Raw genomic sequence first — 22023 nt, 5'->3', positions numbered from 1 at the left:
AGCACCCTCTCCCCTTGTGGGAGAGGGTGGCTTCGCAAAGCGAAGCCGGGTGAGGGGTTGACTCTGCATCGGGATCGTGGAGAGGGTACCCCTCATCCAAGCGAGTTCGTGTCGACTAGCGGTGTCGCCCTCTCCCACAAGGGGAGAGGGCACATTCATGAGCACCGCGCCCTGGTCGCGCAACACAGTCATTCCGCGGCCTCCGCGAGCACGGCGCGGCCGAGGTCGACGACCTCGAGCGTGGTGCGGACGCGCTGCGTCGAGCCGTCCTGGAAGCGAATCACGGTGTCGACGGGGATCCTGGCCTTGCCGCGGTAGATCGCATCGATGATGTCGGCGTATTTCTCGTTGATGACGCCGCGGCGGACCTTGCGGGTTCGGGTCAGTTCGCCGTCATCGGCATCGAGCTCCTTGTAGAGCAGCAGGAAGCGCGAGATGCGTTGCGCCGGCGGCAGGGTGGCATTGACCGTCTCGACCTCTTTCTTGAGCAGCGCATAGACCTCGGGCCGCGAGGACAGGTCGGTGTAGGTCGTGAACGAGATCCGGTTCTTCTCCGCCCATTTCGAGATGATCGAGTAGCGGATGCAGATCATCGCGGCGAGCGCGTCGCGGCCGGCGCCGAGCACGACCGCTTCGGCGACATAGGGCGAGAACTTCAGCTTGTTCTCGATATATTGCGGCGAGAAGCGCTCGCCGCGCGAGGTCTCGGCGAGATCCTTGATGCGGTCGATCACGACAAGCTGCCGGTTGTCGTTGTAGTAGCCGGCATCGCCCGAATGCATCCAGCCGTCCTTGATATCGGCGACCGAGGCTTCGGGATTCTTGTAATAGCCGTGGAACATGTTGGGATGCCGCACCACGATCTCGCCGACGCCGTTGACGTCGGCATTGTCGATGCGGATCTCGATGTCGTCAGCCATCGGCACGCCGGTGGTGTCGGGATCGACCTTGCCTTCGGGATGCAGCGTGTAGGCGCCGAGCAGCTCGGTCTGGCCGTACAGCGTGCGCAGCGGCACGCCCATCGCCTGGAAAAACTTGAAGGTATCCGGCCCGAGCGCCGCGCCGCCGGTCGCCGCCGAGCGCAGCCGCGTGAAGCCGAGCCGGTCGCGCAGCGCGCGGAACAGCACCTGGTCTGCGAAAACAGAACGCTTGCCCTCGGCAAGCGCCGCCAGCCCGGTCTTCATGCCGAGGTCATAGAGCCGCTGCTTGAACGGCGAGGCGTCCATCACCCCGGCGCGGACGTCGGCCGCGATCGATTCCCAGACCCGCGGCGCGAACAGCACGAAGGTCGGCGCGATCTCGCGGAAGTCGTGCATCATGGTGTCGGGCTCTTCGACGAAGTTGACCTTCATCCGGGAGAGCAGCCCTTTGCCCAGCGCGTAGATCTGTTCCATGATCCAGGGCAGCGGCAGCACCGAAACATATTCGTCGTCCGGCCCCTTCGGATCGAAGGCGAGATAGGTCGCGCAGTGCCGCAGCACGCGCCCGGCCGAGAGCATCGCAAGCTTCGGATTGGCCGTCGTGCCCGAGGTGGTGCAGAGGATCGCGACGTCCTCACCCTTCGTGGCGTCGACCAGCCGTTCGTACAGGCCGGGCTCGCGCGCGGCGCGATCGCGGCCCAGCGCAACGAGCTTGCTCGCCTCCATCAATCGCGGATCGTCGTATTTGCGCATGCCGCGCGGGTCGGAATAGACGATGTGCTTGAGGTGGGGCACGCGATCGGCAAGGCCGAGCAGTTTGTCGACCTGTTCCTCGTCCTCGGCGAAGACCAGCTTGGCCTCGCCATAGGTCAGGAGATAGGCGGCCTCCTCGTCCAGCACGTCGCGGTAGAGGCCGAGGCTCATCGCGCCAATCGCGTGGGCCGCGATCTCGGCGGCGACCCAATCCGGCCGGTTGTCGCCGATAATGCCGATCACGTCGCCGCGGCCAAGTCCGAGCTCGACCATGCCGAGCGCGAAGTCATGAGTACGGGTCTGGTAGTCGTTCCAGGTGAATTCGCGCCACAGCCCGAAATCCTTCTCGCGCAGCGCGATCTCTTGGCCGTGTTCCTTCGCGTTCAGGCGCAGCATCTTGGGAAAGGTGTCGGCCTGCGCGGCGCGACCGGCATAGTCCATCATGCCGCACTCTCCCGCACCGCCGGCTTGTCGTCGGGGTCGACCAGCACTTCGTCTTCCTCGCCGAGATAGGCGCGCTTGACATGGGGATCGGCGAGCACGGTGGCCGGATCGCCCTCGGCGATCTTGCGGCCGAAATCGAGCACCATGACGCGGTGGGAGATGTCCATCACGACGCCCATGTCGTGCTCGATCATCATCACCGTCATGCCGAACTCTTCGTTGAGATCGACGATGTAGCGCGCCATGTCCTCCTTCTCTTCGAAGTTCATGCCGGCCATCGGCTCGTCGAGCAGGATCAGTTGCGGCTCGAGCGCCATCGCGCGGGCGAGCTCGACGCGCTTGCGCAGGCCGTAGGGCAGGGTGCCTGCGGTCGCCTTGCGTACCGACTGCAGATCGAGAAAGTCGATGATCTCCTCGACCTTGCGGCGGTGCTCCAGCTCCTCGCGGCGCGCGCCGGTCAGCCAGTACAGCGATCCCGTGATGAAGTTGTTCTTCAGGAGGTGATGGCGGCCGACCATGATGTTGTCGAGCACGCTCATGTGGTGGAACAGTGCGAGATTCTGGAAGGTCCGGCCGATGCCGAGCCGGGGCCGCGCGTTCGGGTTGAGGCCGGTAATGTCCTGGCCGCGATAGAACAGCTGGCCTTCGGTCGGCCGGTAGCGGCCGGAGATGCAGTTGACGATCGAGGTCTTGCCGGCGCCGTTCGGGCCGATGATGGAGAACAGCTCGCCCTCGTTGACGCCGAAGCTCACTTCGGTCAGCGCGCGGACGCCGCCAAAGCGCAATGAGACTCCGCGCACCTCGAGACTATTAGCCACCCTGTTCCCTCCAGATACGGGCGCTTTGGCGCGCTCTTTATCTTCGCTTCGATCTTACTCTTCGATCTTACATGGGCCGCCGAAGGGAGACCATCCGACTAATGATGCCGGCGTTCGGGAGATCGCTCGCCCCGATCGCCTGCGTCATGCGCGGTAACGCCGCACCCGCCTGCAAGCCCGTCTCTCGCGTCGTCCGCCTTCAGCGATCCATCGAGGAGCTGCGCGACGTTACGCGAGGTGGCTCTGAATACGAGAAAGCGATAGGTTGAATTGTCATGTGCCCGACATTTGGTCAGGAATTTTCGCTGGCATTCCAGGCCCCGGGTCCCTGGCTTCGCGCACGGCGTTGCTGCGGTGCAATATGGTTGCAGTATCTTGGGGTGGGATGCCGTCGCTAGAATGATTGCTGCTGATTACCTGAGGCGCATCGCGGCCTGGTCGCGCGAACTGAGCGAGCAAGAAATCGAAATCGCACGCGCCGGCATTTCCGAGAAATCCTACCGCGCCAACGAATTCATCTTCATGCGCGGCGACAATTTCCAGTACTGGACCGGCATCGTCACCGGGCTGGCGCGCATGGGCATCGTCTCGCGCGGCGGCAAGGCGGCGAGTTTCGCGGGCCTCACCGCAGGCGCGTGGTTCGGCGAGGGGACCGTGCTCAAGAATGAGCCCCGGCGCTACGATGTGGTCGCGCTGCGCGACACGCGCCTTGCGATGATGGATCGCCGGACCTTCGTCTGGCTGTTCGAGAACAGCGTCGGCTTCAACCGATTCCTGGTCGGCTCGCTCAATGAGCGGCTCGGCCAGTTCATCGCGCTGCTCGAATATGGCCGCACGCTGGACGCCACGGCGCGACTGGCGCGCTCGATCGCCTCGCTGTTCAATCCGATTCTCTATCCCGACCTGACGCTGCACCTCGAGATCACCCAGGAGGAGATCGGGGCGCTGTCGGGAATCTCCCGGCAGAATGCCAACCAGTGCCTGAAGCGGCTCGAGCGGGAAGGACTGTTGCGGCTCGAATATGGCGGGGTGACCATCCTGAACCTCGACCGGCTGCGCCACTATGGCGAGTGACGGGTTCCGGGCGCATTGAGCCGTTTTCGCAGTCCTAAAGTCCTGATTTCAAACGATTAAGCTATTAGACTTGGGGCAGGCTGGATGCTACAGACCGGCCTCGTCGGGATCGCGCGGTTTTCGCGCTCTCTGGAGATGACATGGCGGTTAAGGATTCGGCGGCTCAGGACTCAAAGCGGCGCGTTGCGCTGATCACCGGCGTGACCGGGCAGGACGGCGCGTATCTCGCCGAATATCTGCTCGGTCTCGGCTACACCGTGCACGGGATCAAGCGCCGGTCGTCCTCGTTCAACACCGCGCGCGTCGACCATCTCTACCAGGACCCGCATGCCGGCAACGTGCCGTTCCTGATGCACTACGGCGACATGACGGATTCGACCAATCTGATCCGCCTGGTGCAGCAGATCCGGCCGACCGAGATCTACAATCTCGCCGCCCAGAGCCACGTCCAGGTCAGTTTCGAGAGCCCGGAATACACCGCCAACGCCGACGCGATCGGCGTGCTGCGGCTCTTGGAGGCGATCCGCATCCTCGGCATGGAAAAGGAAACGCGGTTCTACCAGGCCTCGACCTCGGAGCTTTACGGGCTCGTGCAAGAGGTGCCGCAGAAGGAGACCACGCCATTCTATCCGCGTTCGCCCTATGGCGTGGCCAAGCTCTACGGCTACTGGATCACGGTGAACTACCGTGAGGCCTATGGCATGTTCGCGAGCAACGGCATCCTGTTCAACCATGAGAGCCCGATCCGCGGCGAGACCTTCGTGACGCGCAAGATCACACGCGCCGTCGCCCGCATCGAGGTCGGCCTCGAGAACAAGCTCTATCTCGGCAATCTCGACGCCAAGCGCGACTGGGGCCACGCCCGCGACTATGTCGAGGGCATGCACAGGATCCTGCAGGTGGACGAGCCCGGCGACTTCGTGCTCGCGACCGGCGAGACGCGGTCGGTCCGCGAGTTCGTCGAGCTGGCGTTTGCCGAGGTCGGCCGCAGCATCGAATGGCGCGGCAAGGGCGTCGAGGAGGTCGGTATCGACAAGGCGTCCGGCAACACCCTGGTGCAGATCGATCCGACCTATTTCCGCCCGACCGAGGTCGATCTTCTGATCGGCGACGCCAGCAAGGCGCGCGCCAAGCTCGGCTGGGCGCCGAAGACGCCGTTCGCGCAGCTGGTGAAGGAAATGGTCGCCAGCGATCTCGTCGAGGCCAGGCAGGACGCGGCCAATGGCAAGCACGGCGTTTGAGCTGAAGGGCAAGACGGTCTTCGTTGCCGGCCATCGCGGCATGGTCGGCTCGGCGCTGATGCGCCGGCTGGCGCGCGAGGAGGCCGATCTCCTGACGGTGTCGCGCAGCGAGGTCGATCTGCGTGACCAAACCGCGGTGAATGCCTGGTTTGCCGCGAAGCGGCCGCAGGCCGTGTTCCTCGCTGCCGCCAAGGTCGGCGGCATCGTCGCCAACAACACGCTGCGGGCGGAATTCCTCTACGACAATCTGGCGATCTCGAGCAACGTGATCGAGGCGGCCCATGCCAATGGATGCGAGAAGCTGATGTTCTTCGGCTCGTCCTGCATCTATCCGCGCCTGGCGCCGCAGCCGCTGCGCGAGGATTCGATGTTGACCGGCCAGCTGGAGCCGACCAACGAGCCCTATGCCATCGCCAAGATCGCCGGCATCAAGATGGCCGAGGCCTATCGCAGCCAGTACGGCGCCGATTTCATCAGCGTGATGCCGACCAATCTCTACGGTCCCGGCGACAATTATCACCCCGAATACAGCCACGTCGTCGCCGCGCTGATCCGCCGCTTCCACGAGGCCAAGGTTTCGGGCGCAGGCAACGTCGCGGTGTGGGGCACCGGCACGCCGCGCCGCGAATTCCTCTATGTCGACGATCTCGCCGACGCCTGCATCCATCTGATGAAGACCTATTCCTCGTCCGAACTAGTCAATATCGGCACCGGCGAGGACATCACCATTGCCGAGTTCGCGCGCGTCGTCGCGGCCGCCGTCGGCTATCGCGGCGAGATCAAGTTCGACACGTCGCGCCCGGACGGCACGCCGCGCAAGCTGCTCGACGTCGGCCGGCTGGCCAGGCTCGGCTGGCGCGCCACCACCTCGCTCGAGGATGGCATCGCCCTCGCGTACCAGGCCTATCTGCGCGAGACGAAGTGACGCGGTGAACCTCCCGCCCTCCGACTGAGAATATCTGTCGGCTTGGCGACGCCGTGCGGCTAGGATGCGCGTGGCCAAGCGTGCCGCAAGAGCCGCCAGTGCGTCGGAGGAGACATCATGAGGGTTCTACGCCGCCAGTTCCTGCAACTTGCAGCCGCTACGGCTGCGCTTCCGCTCACATTTGGAAAAGCGATTGCCGAGGCCTATCCGGCGCGGCCGGTTCGCCTCGTGATCGGCTATACGCCCGGCGGTTCGGCGGACCTGACGGCGCGCCTGATGGGGCAGTGGCTGTCGGAAAAGCTCGGGCAATCCTTCATTGTCGAGAACCGGCCGGGCGGCGGGACCAACATCGCCACCGAGCAGGCGCTGCGCGCGGCACCCGACGGCTACACGCTGCTGCTGGTCGCGCCGGCCAATGCGATCAACGCGACGCTCTACCAGAAGCTCCCCTTCGACTTCATGCGCGAGATGGAGCCGATCGCGGGCATCATTCGCTTTCCCAACGTCGTGGTGGTGCACCCCTCGCTGCCGATCAAGTCAATTCCCGAATTGATCGCCTATGCAAAGGCCAATCCCGGCAAGCTCAACATGGCGTCGTCGGGCAACGGTTCGACGATCCACATGTCGGGCGAACTGTTCAAGATGCTGACCGGCATCAACATGCAGCACGTGCCTTACCGGGGCGGTGCGCCGGCGCTCACCGATATGCTGTCCGGGGTGATGCAGGTGATGTTCGATAATCTTCCGACCTGCGCCGAGCACGTCAAATCCGGCAAGCTGCGCGGACTTGCGGTCACCAGCACGACCCGTTCGGACGTGCTTCCGGACCTGCCGCCGGTCGCCGACTTCCTGCCGGGCTACGAGGCGAGCGCCTGGTACGGCCTTGCGGCGCCGAAGAACACGCCGCCTGAAATCGTCGACAGGCTCAACAAGGCCGTCAATGAAATCCTCGCCGATCCCAAGGCCAAGGCGCGGTTTACCGAGATAGGCGCGATCATGCTGCCGGGCTCGGCTGCCGACTTCGGCAAACTGGTGGCCGATGAGACCGAGAAGTGGGGCAAGGTGGTCAAGTTCGCCGGCGCCAAGGTGGACTAGCTTTGAGCCGTCGCGCGTGGCGGGTTTTTTGAAAGCGCGGCTGCCATCGCCGAGATCAGCGGCCGCATGAAGAAGGCGTCTTCGGCAGGATAGATGTCGGTGCGCAGGCCGTGGGACTTGAGTTCGTCCGATACCGCCGGTCCGACGGACGCGATCGGCGTACGCTCGAAGCCCTGGCGTAACGTCTCCTCGCAACCGCGCGCCCGTGCCACCTCGATGAGGCGGCGGACCTGGCCGAGGTTGGTCAGCGCGATCGCGTCGATGCGGCCCCGCGCCATCTCCTCGATCGCGGTGACGATGTTGGCGTCGGCAGCCTGCGCATCATAGACATAGGGCAGCACCGTATCGACCTCGGCGCCCTGTGCCTTGATCGCGCCGATCAGGGTGGCGTGATCCTTGTCCGGATAGAGCTGCAGGCCGAGCCGATGGCCGGTCAGGTCGAGCTTCGACAGCATCTCGGCGACGCCTTCCGACGTCGGCTTCTCGGTGGTTATCTGCGGTTCCAGGCCGATCTCGCGCAGCGCCCGGCCGGGCTTTGGGCCGCGGGCGAGTTTGCGCGCCTTGGCGAGGCTATCGACAAACTCCCGCTCGACACCGATCCGGCGCACGACCTTCATCAGCCGGCGCAGGCCTTCGCCGGTCATCAGCACGAGATCGTCGAGCGGCCGTTCGATGGCGCGGCGAATCCAGCCCTCGATCGGCGCCGCATCGGGCGCATCGTGGATGGTGAACATCGGGCATTGCAGCACGTCGGCCCCCTGCTCGGCGAGCAGGCGGGAAAACTGCGCCTCCTCGCGCGTCTCGAGGATCAGGATGCGGTAGCCGTTCAGCCGTTCAGCCATGATGGTCCCTAATAAACATTGTCGTCATTTGTTCGATTTGACCCCCGCGCCGGGATTGGCGCAAGGCCGCCTGCGGTGTAGACGAGGGCCGAAAATGACCGTTCCACCGATCTGCTCAAGCTTTGGTCAATTGGCATGCCCGACCATCAATTCGTTTTGACCCTGTCCTGTCCGGACCGTCCGGGGATCGTCTCGGCGGTCTCGACGTTTCTCGCCCATAACGGCCAGAACATCCTGGACGCCCAGCAGTTCGATGACGTCGAAACCGGCAAGTTCTTCATGCGCGTGGTGTTCACCGCTGCCGACCTTGCGGTCGAGCTCGCGGCGCTGCAGACCGGCTTTGCCGCGATCGCCGAACGGTTCGGCATGGAATGGCAGATGCGCGATCGCGCCAGCCGCCGCCGGGTGATGCTGTTGGTGTCGAAGTCCGATCACTGCCTGGTCGACATCCTCTACCGCTGGCGCACCGGCGAGCTCGAGATGATCCCGACCGCTGTTGTCTCCAACCATCCGCGCGAGACCTATGGCTCGCTCGATTTCGGCGATATCCCGTTCCATCATCTGCCGGTGACGAAAGAGACCAAGCGGCAGCAGGAAGACGCGGTGTGGAAGCTGGCCCAGGACACCAGGACCGATCTCGTCGTGCTGGCCCGCTACATGCAGATCCTGTCGGACGAGATGTCGGCGCGGCTGTCGGGCCGCTGCATCAACATCCATCATTCCTTCCTGCCGGGCTTCAAGGGCGCGAGGCCCTACCATCAGGCGCATGAGCGCGGCGTCAAGCTGATCGGTGCCACGGCGCATTACGTCACCAGCGATCTCGACGAGGGGCCGATCATCGACCAGGACGTCGAGCGCATCAGCCACCGCGATACGCCTGAGGATCTCGTGCGCAAGGGGCGCGACATCGAGCGCCGGGTGCTGGCGCGCGCGATCCGCTACCATCTCGCCGATCGCGTCATCCTCAACGGACGCAAGACCGTGGTGTTCGTCGACTGATCCGCGGCTTCGCTCGGTCCGCATAAGGCGATGCGGGTTCAGCGGCCGGCCGACCGTGCGCTCAGTGGGCCGCGTCCTGCGGTGCCGTTGCCGGCTTGGCTTCGTCGCCGCGCTGGGCCGCGGGCGTCAGCCGCTTGCGTTCCCGATCCTGCATGAACTTGTCGTATTCCGGGGTGCCCGGCCGCGGCGGCGCATCCGCGGGCAGGCCGCCGGCCCAGGCTGGAATGGTGTCGGCCATGCCGGCGGATAGCTTCTGGTTCATGGAGCTGCATCCCCCGAGCGCGCCGGCCGCGAGCGCGAGGGCAGTCAGGACAGCGATGGGGCGCGTCACGATTGGCATGGGAGGAAGGATACAGCCCTGTTCTTTATGGATGATGATCTCGGGCGCGACCGTTCGGCTGCAATTGTGCTTGTTTGTTGACATTGTTGCTGCGTTTGTACGATCGTACAAATGAATCGAGCCGATGGCGGCCTTGAATGCGCGAGACCGCTTCTCGCGGGAGGCATTGAGTCTTGTGGAGCGATGTTGGTATCCTGATACTTGCTTCTGCAGCCAGACCCGATCGCGTCGCGCGCGGCACACGTCCATCGTCCGATTGACAGAGGGCACGGGGAGACGCCTTGTCGCGTTGCGGCTTGGCCGTGCATGCGTGAGTTAAAACAAGGCAAGAGCCGGGGACCAAGGCTCGATGCAGAAGAACGGAAGGGGGAGGGACGTCGATGTTCAATCGTCGCAAAATGTTGCTGTGGGGCGCCGCTTCGGCCGTGCTTCCCGGGTTGTGTGCCAGTGTGCCGGCGTGGGCGGACGACGCCGTCAAGATCGGGCTGATCCTGCCGATGACCGGCGGTCAGGCGTCGACCGGCAAGCAGATCGATAACGCCATCAAGCTCTACCTGCAGCAGAAGGGCGACACCGTCGCCGGCAAGAAGATCGAGATCATCCTGAAGGACGACGCCGCGGTGCCGGACAACACCAAGCGGCTTGCGCAGGAGCTGATCGTCAACGACAAGGTCAATTTCATCGCCGGCTTCGGCGTGACGCCCGCGGCGCTCGCCGCGGCGCCGCTGGCGACGCAGGCCAAGATTCCGGAAGTCGTGATGGCCGCAGGCACTTCGATCATCACCGAGCGCTCGCCCTATATCGTGCGCACCAGCTTCACGCTGGCGCAGTCCTCCACCATCATCGGCGACTGGGCGGTGAAGAACGGCATCAAGAAGGTTGCGACGTTGACCTCGGACTATGCGCCCGGCAACGATGCGCTGACCTTCTTCAAGCAGCACTTCACCGCCGGCGGCGGCGAGATCGTCGAAGAGGTCAAGGTCCCGCTCGCCAATCCGGACTTCGCGCCGTTCCTGCAGCGCATGAAGGATTCCAAGCCCGACGCGATGTTCGTATTCGTGCCGGCCGGGCAGGGCGGCAACTTCATGAAGCAATATGCCGAGCGCGGGCTCGACAAGAGTGGCATCAGGGTGATCGGACCCGGCGACGTCATGGACGACGATCTGCTCAACAATATGGGCGATGCCGCGCTCGGCGCGGTGACGGCGCATCTCTATTCGGCCGCGCATCCGTCTGCAATGAACAAGGAGTTCGTCGTCGCCTACAAGAAGGCGTTCGGCAACCGCCCGGGCTTCATGGCGGTCAGCGGCTATGACGGCATCCATCTGATCTATGAGGCGCTGAAGAAGACCAATGGTGCGACCGACGGCGACAAACTGATCGAGGCGATGAAGGGCATGAAGTGGGAGAGCCCGCGCGGCCCGATCTCGATCGATCCGGAAACCCGTGACATCGTGCAGAACATCTATATCCGCAAGGTCGAGAAGGTCGACGGCGAGCTCTACAATGTCGAGTTCGCGACCTTCGAGGCCGTCAAGGATTCCGGCAAGACCAAGAAATAGCATCGTCATCGGCGGCGTGCGCCCCGGCCCTCACCACGTCATGCCCGGCCAAAAGCGCGAAGCGCGTCTTCGCGCAGGTGTGCCGGGCATCCACGTCTTTCTTCCCGGCGAGCAGAAGACGTGGATGGCCGGGACAGGCCCGGCCATGACGATGACCTTGACGTTCGAGCTGTTGTTCTTGTTGCGTCCTCACGGCTAAGCTGACTCCATGGCCTCTATGCTCACCAACCTGTTCGACGGCGTCGCCTACGGCATGCTGCTGTTCGTGCTCGCCTGCGGGCTTGCGGTGACGCTCGGGCTGATGAATTTCGTCAATCTCGCGCATGGCGCCTTCGCGATGGCCGGCGGCTATATCTGCGCCGTGCTGGTGAATAATTCCGGCTGGCCGTTCTTCGCAGGCCTGCCGCTCGCCTTTGTCGGCAGCGCCGTGATCGGCATCGCGCTGGAGCGCACGCTGTACCGCCATCTCTATAGCCGCAGCCATCTCGACCAGGTGCTGTTCTCGATCGGTCTGGTGTTCATGTCGGTCGCGGCGGTCGACTACATCATGGGATCTTCGCGGGTCTTCATCAAGCTGCCGGCGGCGCTGGAAGGCCAGATCGACCTGTTCGGCGTCGGCATCGGCCGCTACCGGCTGATGATCGTGGTGATCTGCGGCCTGCTCACGCTGGCGCTGCAACTGATCCTCGCCAAGACCCGGTTCGGCAGCCGGCTGCGCGCCGCGGTCGACGATCCGCGCGCCGCGATCGGGCTCGGCATCAACGTGCCGCAGGTGTTCGCCTTCACCTTTGCGTTCGGCTGCGGCCTCGCCGGCCTCGGCGGCGCGCTGAGCGCGGAGATCCTCGGGCTCGATCCGTATTTCCCGCTCAAATTCATGATCTACTTCCTGATCGTCGTCACCGTCGGCGGCTCCTCCTCGATCACCGGACCGTTCCTGGCGTCGCTTTTGCTCGGCATCGCCGATGTCGCCGGCAAGTATTACGTGCCCAAGCTCGGTCCGTTCGTGATCTACACGGTCATGATCGTGATCCTGCTCTGGCGTCCGAACGGCCTGTTCGGCCGTACCGCGCCACGGTGAGGCTGATATGACGGCGCTATCCGACGTTTCCACTCACGCGATGGCCAGCGCCCGCTGGCGGGTCAGCGAGGTCGCGTTCTGGGCGCTGGCGCTCGCCTGCGCCTTCCTGTTCCCGTCGCGCTATTTGATCATGACCGACATCGTGCGGCTCGGTTTGTTCGCGCTGTCGCTCGACCTGATCCTCGGCTACGCCGGCATCGTTTCGCTCGGCCACGCGGCCTTTTTCGGCGTCGGCGCCTATTCGGCCGGCTTGCTGGCGCTGCACGGCATCGTCAACGAGCCCGTCATCGCGCTGGTCGCCGCCGGTCTGGTCGCGGCGCTGCTCGGTTTCCTGACCAGCTTTCTCGTCATCCGCGGCGTCGACCTGACACGGCTGATGGTGACGCTCGGCATCGCCCTGCTGCTTGAAGCGCTCGCCGAACGCTTCTCGAACATCACCGGCGGCACCGACGGGCTGCAGGGGATCGAGATGCAGCCGATCCTCGGTCTGTTCACCTTCGACATGTTCGGCAAGACCGGGTTCTTCTACTCGCTGATCGTGCTGTTCATCCTATTCCTGCTCGCCCGACGCATTGTGCATTCGCCGTTCGGCCTGTCGCTGCGCGCGATCAAGAACAATCCGCTGCGCGCGGCCGCCATCGGCGTGCCGGTCAACCGTCGCCTGATCGCGGTCTATACGCTCGCGGGCTTCTATGCAGGGATCGCAGGCGCGCTGTTCACCCAGACCACGGCGCTCGCCTCGCTCGACGTGTTTTCCTTCGAGCGCTCCGCCGATCTGATGCTCGTGCTCGTGATCGGCGGCACCGGCTATCTCTACGGCGGCCTCATCGGGGCCGTCGTGTTCAAGATGCTGCAGGAGCTGTTTCAGAGCATCACCCCGCAATACTGGCTGTTCTGGATCGGCCTCGTGCTGGTCGTGATCGTGCTGGTCGGCCGCGCGCGCATCCATCGCTGGGTGCTGTTCGTGCCCAACCTGATCATCCGCCAGTTCGCCTGCCGCAAGGCCGCCGTTGCCGTGCCGGAGAGCGACGCGTCATGACGATCGCGCTGGAAACCCGCCGCCTCGAAAAATCCTTCGGCGCCCTTCGCGTCACCCGCGATCTCTCGCTGAAGGTGATGCAAGGGGCCCGCCATGCGCTGATCGGGCCGAACGGCGCGGGCAAGACCACCGTGATCAATCAGCTGACCGGCGTGCTGACGCCGAACAGCGGGCGAATCCTGCTCGAAGGTAGCGACATCACCGGCCTGTCCGTCCACAAGCGGGTGCTGCGCGGGCTGTCGCGCACGTTCCAGATCAACCAGCTCTATCCCGACCTGACCCCGCTCGAAACCATCGGGCTCGCAGTCTCCGAACGGATGGGCCACGGCGGCGACTGGTGGCGGCGGATGGGGACGCGGAGCGACGTCAACACCGAGATCGCCGAGATCCTGTCGCGCTTCCATCTGCTCGACGTGATGACGGAGCTCACCTCGACCTTGCCCTATGGCAAGCAGCGCCTGCTCGAGATCGCGGTCGCGATCGCCGCCAAGCCGCGGGTGCTGCTGCTCGACGAGCCCGCCGCGGGCGTGCCCGAGAGCGAGCGCCACGACATCCTGGCGGCGGTCGCAGCATTGCCGCGCGACGTCACGGTGCTGCTGATCGAGCACGACATGGACCTCGTATTCTCCTTCGCCGACCGCATCTCGGTGCTGGTCAATGGCGGCCTGCTCGCCGAGGGCGCGCCCGACGAGGTCGCGCGCGATCCGCAGGTGAGGGCGGTCTATCTCGGCGAGGCCGCCGATGCCTGACCTTCTTTCCATCCAGGGCCTGCGTGCCGGATATGGGGAGGCGGTGGTGCTGCCCGATATATCGCTGGCGCTTGCGGAGGGCCAGGTGCTAGCGCTGCTCGGCCGCAACGGCACCGGCAAGACCACGCTGATCAATTCGATCGTCGGCATCGTCAGGCGCCTCGGCGGCAGCGTCGCGCTCGCAGGCCGCGACATCACGGCGATGCGGCCCGACCAGCGCGCCCGCGCCGGGATCGGCTGGGTGCCGCAGGAGCGCAACATTTTCCGCTCGCTGACGGTGGAAGAGAACATGACCGCGGTGGCGCAGTCCGGGCCGTGGACGGTCGAGCGGGTCTATGAGATGTTTCCGCGGCTGCAGGAGCGGCGGCGCAATTTCGGCAACCAGCTGTCCGGTGGCGAGCAGCAGATGCTGGCGATCGGCCGCGCGCTGACGCTAAATCCGAAAGTGCTGCTGCTCGACGAGCCGACCGAAGGCCTCGCGCCGATCATCGTTGAGGAATTGTTAAAGGCGATCGGAACCATCACGCGCTCAGGCGGCATCTGCTCAATCATCGTCGAGCAGAACGCGCAAAAGATTCTGGGGCTGGCCGACCGCGTTGTGATATTGGAACGCGGCACGATCGTGCACGACGCCGCAAGCAGCGCGCTGAAAGCCGATCCCTCCGTCCTCGAGCGCCACCTCGGCGTCTCTGGGGCCAAGGCACATTAGACGGCACATTAGAAACGTCCGGGAGTTGACCATGCAGCGAACCAAGCCTCCGTTCCGCGCCGACGAGGTCGGCAGTCTGTTGCGGCCGCCGAAGATCAAGGAGGCTCGCGCCAGATTGGAAAAGGGCGAGATTTCCGCCGACGAACTGCGCAAGGTGGAGGACATGGAGATCGAGAAGGTCGTGCACAAGCAGGCCTCGGTCGGCCTGAAGCTTGCGACCGACGGCGAGTTCCGCCGCTCCTGGTGGCATTTCGATTTCCTCAGCCATCTGACCGGCTGCGAGCTGTTCCATCCCGACATGGGCATCCAGTTCGCCGGCGTGCAGACCCGGCACGATGCCATCAGGGTGATTGGCAAGCTGGATTTCTCCGATCATCACCCGATGCTCGATCACTTCAGGTTCCTGAAGAAATACGCCGACCAGGCGCATGTCACGCCGAAGATGACGATCCCCTCGCCGGCGGTGCTGCATTTCCGCGGCGGCCGCAAGCTGATTTCGAAGGAGGTCTATCCGGACCTCGAGGAATTCTATCAGGATCTCGGCAAGACCTACCGCAAGGCGGTCAAGGCGTTCTACGACGCCGGTTGCCGCTATTTGCAATTCGACGACACGGTGTGGGCCTATCTGTGCTCGCAGGAGGAATTGCAGAAGTCGCGCGACCGCGGCGACAATCCGGATGGCCTGCAGGAGATCTACGCCCGGGTCATCAACTATGCGATCGCCGACCGTCCGTCCGACATGGTGATCACGACCCATGTCTGCCGCGGCAATTTCCGTTCGACCTGGATCTCCTCCGGCGGCTACGAGCCGGTCGCCGAGACCCTGCTCGCCGGCACCAATTACGACGGCTATTTCCTCGAATATGATTCCGACCGCGCCGGCGGCTTCGAGCCGCTGCGCTTCCTGCCCAAGGGCAACAAGGTCGTGGTGGTCGGCGTCATCACCTCGAAGTTCGGCGAGCTCGAGAAGAAGGACGACATCAAGCGGCGGCTGGAGGAGGCATCCAAATTTGCCCCGATCGAGCAGCTCGCGGTGTCGCCGCAATGCGGCTTTGCCTCGACCGAGGAAGGCAACATTCTCTCCGAGGAAGAGCAGTGGGCCAAGCTGCGGCTCGCGGTCGAGGTCGCGAACGAGGTGTGGGGGAAGTGACGCGCTGATGTCATTCCGGGGCGATGCGAGGCATCGAACCCGGAATCTCGAGATCCCCCGGGGCGCAATTGCGCCCCTGAGGTTCGCGCTGCGCGCGCCCCGGAATGACGGTGCTCAAGCGCACCGTCATTGCTCCGCCAGATAGACCTCGCCGAGCAGCGACGAGTTCGACCACGGCACCTGCTTGCCCTTGGTCGCGGCGACGACCTCGGCGCGGACCCGTGTCAGCATCTGCTGCACCTCGAGGCCGGGCGTGCCGACATGGCGCGACAGCGCCGCCGAGAACGGGCTGTTGGCGCCTTCGCCGTCGAGCGCGACCTGGCCCGGCGCGGTCGCAAACGCGATCAGCGTGCCGGCGCCGAGCGTCGAGCCCGATCCGAGCGAGGCGGGCGCGGCAAGGCCGGAGCCCGCTTCGATGCCGCGGCTTGGACCTGTGGAGGCCAGCTGCGGCGCCATCGGATTGTTGCGGCAGGCATCGAGGATCAGGATGTTGGTGCGGATCTGGTCGTCGAGCCCGGCCATGATGGTGTCCATGTCGACCATCGCGTCGGTGGCGCGGCTGCCCGCCTTGAACTCGATATCGACCGGCACGAGATAGTTGCGGCCGTCGACCTGCACGCCGTGACCGGCATAGTAGACCACGGCGATCTGCGACCGCGCCGCCTCGCGCAGGAAATCGTGGATTGTCTTCTGCATCGTGTCGCGATCGAGATCGAGGCCTTCGGAGACCGTGAAGCCGATGTCGCGCAGGCTCCTGGCGATGGCGCGCGCATCGTTGGGCGGATTGGGCAGCGCCTTGACATGCGCATAGGCGCCGTTGCCGATCACCAGCGCGACGCGCCGGCCGGTTGCTGCGGCCTGCACGCGTGCTGCGGGCGCAGCCGGTGCTGCGGCGGGAGCCGGCGGTGCAGGGGCAGGGCTGCTCTCGGCGGCCGGCGCCGCCGCGGTCTTGCGCGGTGCCGCGTCGGCCTCCTTGAGCAGCGCGAGCCGCACTTTCGCGGTGGCCTGGTTGGCCTTGCTGCCGGCATCGGACGCCACGCCTTCGAGCACCGAGGCGTAATCTTCCTTGGCATGCGCAGCATCGCCCTTCGCTTCGTAGCTGAGGCCGCGCTGGGTATAGGCCGAGATCAGCACGCTGCCGGGCGGCGTCATGATGTTGACGGGCGCCTTGGCCTTGGCGAGCCGGATTGCCTCCGACGTGTCCGCAATCGCGCGCTCGATCTCGCCCTTGGCGCGCCAGATCACGGCGCGGCTGATCAGCGGCTGCGGCAGCGACGGGTCGATCCTGACCGCCTCGTTGATGTCGGCGAGCGCGCCGTCGAGATCGCCGAGCGCCCGCTTCGAGGCGCCGCGGTTCTGATAGGAGAAGGCTGACTTCGGACCGGCCTTGATCGCGGCGTCATAGTCGGCGATCGCCTTGGCGTAGTCGCCCTTGCTGCGATAGGCGTTGCCGCGGTTGTGGAAGATGATGCCGCTCGGCGGCCCCATGGGCAGCGCATCGTTGAAGTCGGCGATCGCGATGTCGTACTCGCCTTTGTCGAAATAGGCCGAGCCCCGGAGGTTGTAGACAGCGGTGCTCGGCTTGAGGCGCAGGGCCTCGGTGGCGTCGGATATCACCTGGGCGTAGTTGCCCTTCTTGTTCCAGCCGACCGCGCGCCAGAAATAGATGGTCGCGAGCTTCTCGCCGGAAAACACCTTCAGCGCGATGATCTTGGTGCAGGCGTCGATCATCTGGTCGGCCGGCGTGGTGTCGGTCGTGCAGAGTGGGCCGAGCTGGGAGCGCGCCTGGCCGAAACAGGGCGCCGACCAGAGCAAAGCGGCCAGGAGGGCGGGGATCAGGAGCAGGCGGCGCATTGGTCATCCGGGGGTAAAGCCGTCATGGCGATCGCCGACGGCAGGGCGGGTCCATGACTGTTTGGTGATCGCGCAGCAGAGGGGGTTCAACTGGTGGGAAAATGGTGATAAGATGCTACTAGTCATCAATTCTGCCCACTCCCGTCCCACTCGCTGCTGCCCACCCCAGGCGCCATGAAGAACGACGAAATCCTCAGCCAGATCACGGATTTTTGCCGCCGCTCCGACATGGCGGAGACGACGTTCGGCCGCCGTGCCGTCAACGACGGCAAGCTGGTGCACCGGCTGCGCGAGGGCAAGCGCATCACCATCGACACGCTCGACCGCATCAACGGCTTTATCGCGACCTCGACCCCGGGCGGCGTGGCGCCGCCGCGCGGCCTCGTGGTGCCGCCGGAAAAGCGCGATCCGCGGGGCAATTTCCGGTTCTTCGAGAACCGCCAGCGCTATTTGCTGTTCGTCCACACCTGCAGCGAGAAGCGGGTGATCGCCGACCGGGTTGCGCTGGAACTGGCGGCCATCCACCCGCGGCCGCCGGCGCTGCGGGTGTTCGACGCCGGGATGGGCGACGGCACGGTGCTGGCGCGGGTCCTGCGCGCCATGCATGGCCGCTTCCCACATATGCCGTTCTATGTCGCCGGCAAGGAGTTGAGCCTGGAGGACGTCCGCCTGACCCTCGATAAGGTCCCCGACCGCCTGTTCGAGCATCCGGCCAGCGTCTTCGTGTTCACCAACATGTATTATGCCGAGGCGCCGTGGCTGACGCCGAAGAACTCCGCGGCGGCCGCCAGCATGATTTGGCACGAGGTGCCGCTGCGCGGGGCGTCATCGGGTGAGTTCGAGGCCCAGATCGCCGAACTCGGTCCGTTCCTGGAGCAGAACTGGCGGGCCAATCTCAGCCCCGGCAATGCGATGCCGATCTATGAGCGGCCGGTGGCGCTGGTCCTGTACCGCGACGATCACCGGTTCCTGCTCGATTCCATCATTCCGCGGGCCGGCCGCACCGAAGCCAATTTCGATCTTGTGATCGCCTCGCAACCCTACCGCGCCAAATCCTCGGTGAACTTCCGCGCCAAGCGGATCATCGCGCCGCTGGCCCGCGCGCTGCGCGGCGGCGGACGGCTGATAGGAATCCACTCCCACGGCGGCGATCCCGGGCTTGAAATGATTCAAGCCGTCTGGCCCGGAGAAAATCCTTTCGCCGTCAGCCGTCATGAGATACTGCGCGCGGTGAAATACGAGTTGGGCTCCGCCGGGCGCGAGCTGAACTTCAACGCCTACGCCGATAACCGTTCGATCTTCCGATATGATATGGAAGCGCTGCCCAATGAGGTAACCGGCTCGATCGGAACCTCGACGGCCTTTGCTGCGTGGAATGCGGCGGTGTATGTCGCGCAGATCGAAGATGAGCGGTTGACCGAAACGACCGAAAACGGACGAGCTCTCGAGGCCACGCGCGAAGTTCTCCGCAAACACAACGGGCTGTGGTTCTACGACGAATCCTACGTCATCTCGCGGCGACGAGACTGACATGCCGGGGACATATTCACCAACCAACGTCGGACTTCGACTTAACAAGGGGTTTGCTTGATGCGCGCGTCTTATCTGTTCACCAGCGAGTCGGTCTCGGAAGGCCATCCGGACAAGGTCTGTGATCGGATCTCGGATGAGATCGTCGATCTGTTCTATCGCGAGGGACCGAAAGCGGGCATCGACCCGTGGCAGATCCGCGCGGCGTGCGAGACGCTCGCGACCACCAACAAGGTGGTGATCGCCGGCGAAACGCGCGGCCCGAGCTCGGTCACCAACGACCAGATCGAGAGCGTGGTTCGCTCTGCAATCAAGGACATCGGCTACGAGCAGGACGGCTTCCACTGGAAGAACTGCGACATCGAGATCCTGCTGCATCCGCAGTCGGCCGACATCGCGCAGGGCGTCGACGCGCTGCAGCCGGGCGAAGTCAAGGAAGAGGGGGCCGGCGACCAGGGCATCATGTTCGGTTACGCCACCAACGAGACGCCGGACCTGATGCCGGCGCCGATCTTCTACGCCCACAAGATCCTGCGGCTGATCTCCGAAGCGCGCCACTCCGGCCGCGAGAAGGTGCTGGGTCCGGACTCCAAGAGCCAGGTCACGGTGCAGTACGAGAACGGCAAGCCGGTCGGCGTCCGTGAGATCGTGGTCTCGCACCAGCATCTGATCGAGGACCTCTCGTCCAAGCAGATTCGCGACATCGTCGAGCCCTATGTCCGCGAGGCGCTGCCGAAGGAGTGGATCAGCGACAAGACGATCTGGCACATCAATCCGACCGGCAAGTTCTTCATCGGCGGTCCCGACGGCGACTCCGGCCTGACCGGCCGCAAGATCATCGTCGACACCTATGGCGGCGCGGCTCCGCACGGCGGCGGCGCGTTCTCCGGCAAGGATCCGACCAAGGTCGACCGCTCGGCGGCCTATGCCGCGCGCTATGTCGCCAAGAACATCGTCGCGGCCGGTCTTGCCGACCGCTGCACGCTGCAGCTCGCCTATGCGATCGGCGTGGCGCGTCCGCTGTCGATCTACATCGACACCCACGGCACCGGTAAGGTGTCGGAGGATCAGCTCGAGAAGGCGGCGGCCAAGGCGATGGATCTGACGCCGCGCGGCATCCGCAGCCATCTCGACCTCAACCGTCCGATCTACGCGCGCACCTCGGCCTACGGTCATTTCGGCCGCACGCCCGACAATGAGGGCGGCTTCTCCTGGGAGAAGACCGATCTCGTCGAGCAGCTGAAGCGCGCGCTCTGATACTTGCGTCATTCCGGGGCGCTCGCGAGAGCGAGCGAACCCGGAATCCCTAATCATCACCTCGAGATTCCGGGTTCGCCTCTTCGAGGCGCCCCGGAATGACCCGTTCAACAACAGGACGCTCAAATGAACGCCCCCACGAAGCCCGGCTTCACCGACTACATTGTCAAGGATATTGCGCTCGCCGATTTCGGCCGCAAGGAGATCTCGCTGGCCGAGACCGAGATGCCCGGCCTGATGGCCACCCGCGAGGAGTTCGGCCCCAAGCAGCCGCTGAAGGGCGCGCGCATCGCGGGCTCGCTGCACATGACGATCCAGACCGCGGTATTGATCGAGACGCTAGCCGCGCTCGGCGCCGACATCCGCTGGGTCTCCTGCAACATCTACTCGACCCAGGATCACGCCGCGGCCGCGATCGCCGCCGCCGGCATTCCGGTGTTCGCCGTCAAGGGCGAGACGCTGACCGAGTATTGGGACTACACCGCAAAGCTGTTCGACTGGCACGGCGGCGGCACGCCGAACATGATCCTCGATGACGGCGGCGACGCCACCATGCTGGTGCATGCCGGCTACCGCGCCGAACAGGGCGACACCGCTTTCCTCGACAAGCCGGGCTCCGAGGAAGAGGAGATCTTCTACGCGCTGGTCAAGCGCCTCCTGAAGGAGAAGCCGAAGGGCTGGTTCGCCGAGATCGCCAAGAACATCAAGGGCGTCTCGGAAGAGACCACCACGGGCGTGCATCGCCTCTACGAGATGGCCAACAAGGGCACGCTGCTGTTCCCGGCGATCAACGTCAACGACAGCGTCACCAAGTCGAAGTTCGACAACCTCTATGGCTGCCGCGAGTCGCTGGTCGACGGCATCCGCCGCGGCACCGACGTGATGCTGTCGGGCAAGGTCGCGATGGTCGCCGGCTTCGGCGACGTCGGCAAGGGCTCGGCCGCCTCGCTGCGCCAGGCCGGCTGCCGCGTCATGGTCTCCGAGGTCGATCCGATCTGCGCGCTGCAGGCGGCGATGGAAGGCTATGAGGTCGTGACCATGGAAGACGCGGCGCCGCGCGCCGACATCTTCGTCACCGCCACCGGCAACAAGGACATCATCACCATCGAGCACATGCGCGCGATGAAGGATCGCGCCATCGTCTGCAACATCGGTCACTTCGACAACGAGATTCAGATTGCGAGCCTTCGCAATCTGAAGTGGACCAACATCAAGCCGCAGGTCGACGAGATCGAATTTCCCGACAAGCACCGCATCATCATGCTGTCGGAAGGTCGGCTGGTGAACCTCGGCAATGCGATGGGCCACCCGTCCTTCGTGATGTCGGCCTCCTTCACCAACCAGACGCTGGCGCAGATCGAGCTGTTCGCCAACAACAAGGACGGCAAGTACGCCAAGAAGGTCTACGTGCTGCCCAAGACCCTCGACGAGAAAGTCGCCCGCCTGCACCTCGCCAAGATCGGCGTCAAGCTGACCGAGCTGCGCAAGGATCAGGCCGACTATATCGGCGTGAAGCAGGAAGGTCCGTACAAATCGGATCACTACCGCTACTGATCCGCGCCCGCAGCAATCGATCACGTGAAGAGCCCCGGCCTCGCCCGGGGCTTTTTGCTAGGCAGGCTCGTGCATCAAGCTGGGATGCCG

General features: G+C 64.7%; 19 protein-coding genes. 14 read left to right on the top strand and 5 right to left on the bottom strand.

What is annotated here, in order from left to right:
* Nucleotides 1-188 precede the first annotated feature (188 nt).
* Both XI02_RS29810 and XI02_RS29805 read right to left on the bottom strand, forming a co-directional pair.
* Nucleotides 189-2117, bottom strand: coding sequence for a long-chain fatty acid--CoA ligase (locus XI02_RS29810; protein ID WP_172647637.1), 1929 nt, complete (start codon nucleotides 2115-2117; stop codon nucleotides 189-191).
* A complete protein-coding gene (locus tag XI02_RS29805) occupies nucleotides 2114-2935 on the bottom strand; it encodes an ABC transporter ATP-binding protein (RefSeq protein WP_016847995.1) in 822 nt (273 codons plus the stop codon). Before XI02_RS29805 ends, XI02_RS29810 begins: the two co-directional genes overlap by 4 nt.
* A 399-nt stretch (nucleotides 2936-3334) precedes the next feature.
* On the opposite strand from XI02_RS29805, the gene XI02_RS29800 reads away from it, so the two are divergent.
* From XI02_RS29800 to XI02_RS29785, 4 genes are all read left to right on the top strand, one after another.
* On the top strand, nucleotides 3335-4009 hold the full coding sequence (locus tag XI02_RS29800) for a Crp/Fnr family transcriptional regulator (RefSeq protein WP_028343069.1): 675 nt from the start codon (nucleotides 3335-3337) through the stop codon (nucleotides 4007-4009).
* A gap of 140 nt (nucleotides 4010-4149) precedes the next feature.
* A complete protein-coding gene (gene gmd / locus XI02_RS29795) occupies nucleotides 4150-5250 on the top strand; it encodes a GDP-mannose 4,6-dehydratase (RefSeq protein ID WP_172647638.1) in 1101 nt (366 codons plus the stop codon).
* Nucleotides 5231-6175, top strand: coding sequence for a GDP-L-fucose synthase (locus XI02_RS29790; RefSeq protein WP_276513730.1), 945 nt, complete (start codon nucleotides 5231-5233; stop codon nucleotides 6173-6175). The genes gmd and XI02_RS29790 overlap by 20 nt, the downstream gene beginning before the upstream one ends.
* A 117-nt stretch (nucleotides 6176-6292) precedes the next feature.
* On the top strand, nucleotides 6293-7270 hold the full coding sequence (locus tag XI02_RS29785) for a tripartite tricarboxylate transporter substrate binding protein (protein WP_172647639.1): 978 nt from the start codon (nucleotides 6293-6295) through the stop codon (nucleotides 7268-7270).
* On the opposite strand, the gene XI02_RS29780 is transcribed toward XI02_RS29785, so the two are convergent.
* Nucleotides 7267-8112, bottom strand: a complete 846-nt coding sequence (locus tag XI02_RS29780; RefSeq protein ID WP_172647640.1) for a uroporphyrinogen-III synthase — start codon at nucleotides 8110-8112, stop codon at nucleotides 7267-7269. The two genes, XI02_RS29785 and XI02_RS29780, sit on opposite strands and share 4 nt — an antisense overlap.
* 135 nt (nucleotides 8113-8247) lie before the next feature.
* Here XI02_RS29780 and purU point away from each other — a divergent pair, with 135 nt between their 5' ends.
* Nucleotides 8248-9111, top strand: a complete 864-nt coding sequence (purU, locus tag XI02_RS29775) for a formyltetrahydrofolate deformylase (protein WP_172647641.1) — start codon at nucleotides 8248-8250, stop codon at nucleotides 9109-9111.
* Nucleotides 9112-9172: 61 nt separating this feature from the next.
* Here the strand turns inward: purU and XI02_RS29770 are convergent, their stop codons facing one another.
* Nucleotides 9173-9451: a hypothetical protein gene (locus tag XI02_RS29770; protein WP_172649142.1), complete on the bottom strand. Its 279-nt coding sequence runs from the start codon at nucleotides 9449-9451 to the stop codon at nucleotides 9173-9175.
* A gap of 380 nt (nucleotides 9452-9831) precedes the next feature.
* On the opposite strand from XI02_RS29770, the gene XI02_RS29765 reads away from it, so the two are divergent.
* From XI02_RS29765 to XI02_RS29740, 6 genes are all read left to right on the top strand, one after another.
* Nucleotides 9832-11013, top strand: a complete 1182-nt coding sequence (locus XI02_RS29765) for an ABC transporter substrate-binding protein (RefSeq protein ID WP_172647642.1) — start codon at nucleotides 9832-9834, stop codon at nucleotides 11011-11013.
* Between the two features lie 208 nt (nucleotides 11014-11221).
* Nucleotides 11222-12091, top strand: coding sequence for a branched-chain amino acid ABC transporter permease (locus XI02_RS29760; protein WP_172647643.1), 870 nt, complete (start codon nucleotides 11222-11224; stop codon nucleotides 12089-12091).
* 7 nt (nucleotides 12092-12098) lie between these two features.
* Nucleotides 12099-13130, top strand: a complete 1032-nt coding sequence (locus XI02_RS29755) for a branched-chain amino acid ABC transporter permease (RefSeq protein ID WP_172647644.1) — start codon at nucleotides 12099-12101, stop codon at nucleotides 13128-13130.
* Nucleotides 13127-13879, top strand: a complete 753-nt coding sequence (locus XI02_RS29750; RefSeq protein WP_172647645.1) for an ABC transporter ATP-binding protein — start codon at nucleotides 13127-13129, stop codon at nucleotides 13877-13879. The genes XI02_RS29755 and XI02_RS29750 overlap by 4 nt, the downstream gene beginning before the upstream one ends.
* Nucleotides 13872-14588 carry an ABC transporter ATP-binding protein gene (locus tag XI02_RS29745; RefSeq protein ID WP_172647646.1) on the top strand — a complete coding sequence of 239 codons (717 nt, stop codon included), beginning with the start codon at nucleotides 13872-13874 and terminating at the stop codon, nucleotides 14586-14588. The genes XI02_RS29750 and XI02_RS29745 overlap by 8 nt, the downstream gene beginning before the upstream one ends.
* Before the next feature lie 31 nt (nucleotides 14589-14619).
* Nucleotides 14620-15738 carry a cobalamin-independent methionine synthase II family protein gene (locus XI02_RS29740; RefSeq protein ID WP_016840262.1) on the top strand — a complete coding sequence of 373 codons (1119 nt, stop codon included), beginning with the start codon at nucleotides 14620-14622 and terminating at the stop codon, nucleotides 15736-15738.
* Nucleotides 15739-15864: 126 nt separating this feature from the next.
* Here the strand turns inward: XI02_RS29740 and XI02_RS29735 are convergent, their stop codons facing one another.
* The gene (locus XI02_RS29735) at nucleotides 15865-17592 is read right to left on the bottom strand and encodes a caspase family protein (RefSeq protein WP_172647647.1); all 1728 of its coding nucleotides are present in this window, start codon (nucleotides 17590-17592) and stop codon (nucleotides 15865-15867) included.
* Nucleotides 17593-17766: 174 nt separating this feature from the next.
* On the opposite strand from XI02_RS29735, the gene XI02_RS29730 reads away from it, so the two are divergent.
* From XI02_RS29730 to ahcY, 3 genes are all read left to right on the top strand, one after another.
* Nucleotides 17767-19122, top strand: coding sequence for a hypothetical protein (locus XI02_RS29730; protein ID WP_038380758.1), 1356 nt, complete (start codon nucleotides 17767-17769; stop codon nucleotides 19120-19122).
* 60 nt (nucleotides 19123-19182) lie between these two features.
* A complete protein-coding gene (gene metK / locus XI02_RS29725; protein ID WP_038380757.1) occupies nucleotides 19183-20379 on the top strand; it encodes a methionine adenosyltransferase in 1197 nt (398 codons plus the stop codon).
* Between the two features lie 126 nt (nucleotides 20380-20505).
* Nucleotides 20506-21933, top strand: a complete 1428-nt coding sequence (ahcY, locus tag XI02_RS29720) for an adenosylhomocysteinase (RefSeq protein ID WP_172647648.1) — start codon at nucleotides 20506-20508, stop codon at nucleotides 21931-21933.
* Nucleotides 21934-22023 lie beyond the last annotated feature (90 nt).

The organism is Bradyrhizobium sp. CCBAU 21365, from assembly GCF_015291305.1.
Lineage (GTDB): Bacteria > Pseudomonadota > Alphaproteobacteria > Rhizobiales > Xanthobacteraceae > Bradyrhizobium > Bradyrhizobium elkanii.
Note: the sequence above shows the minus strand (reverse complement) of the source record. Positions and strands in the feature narration are given on the sequence as shown.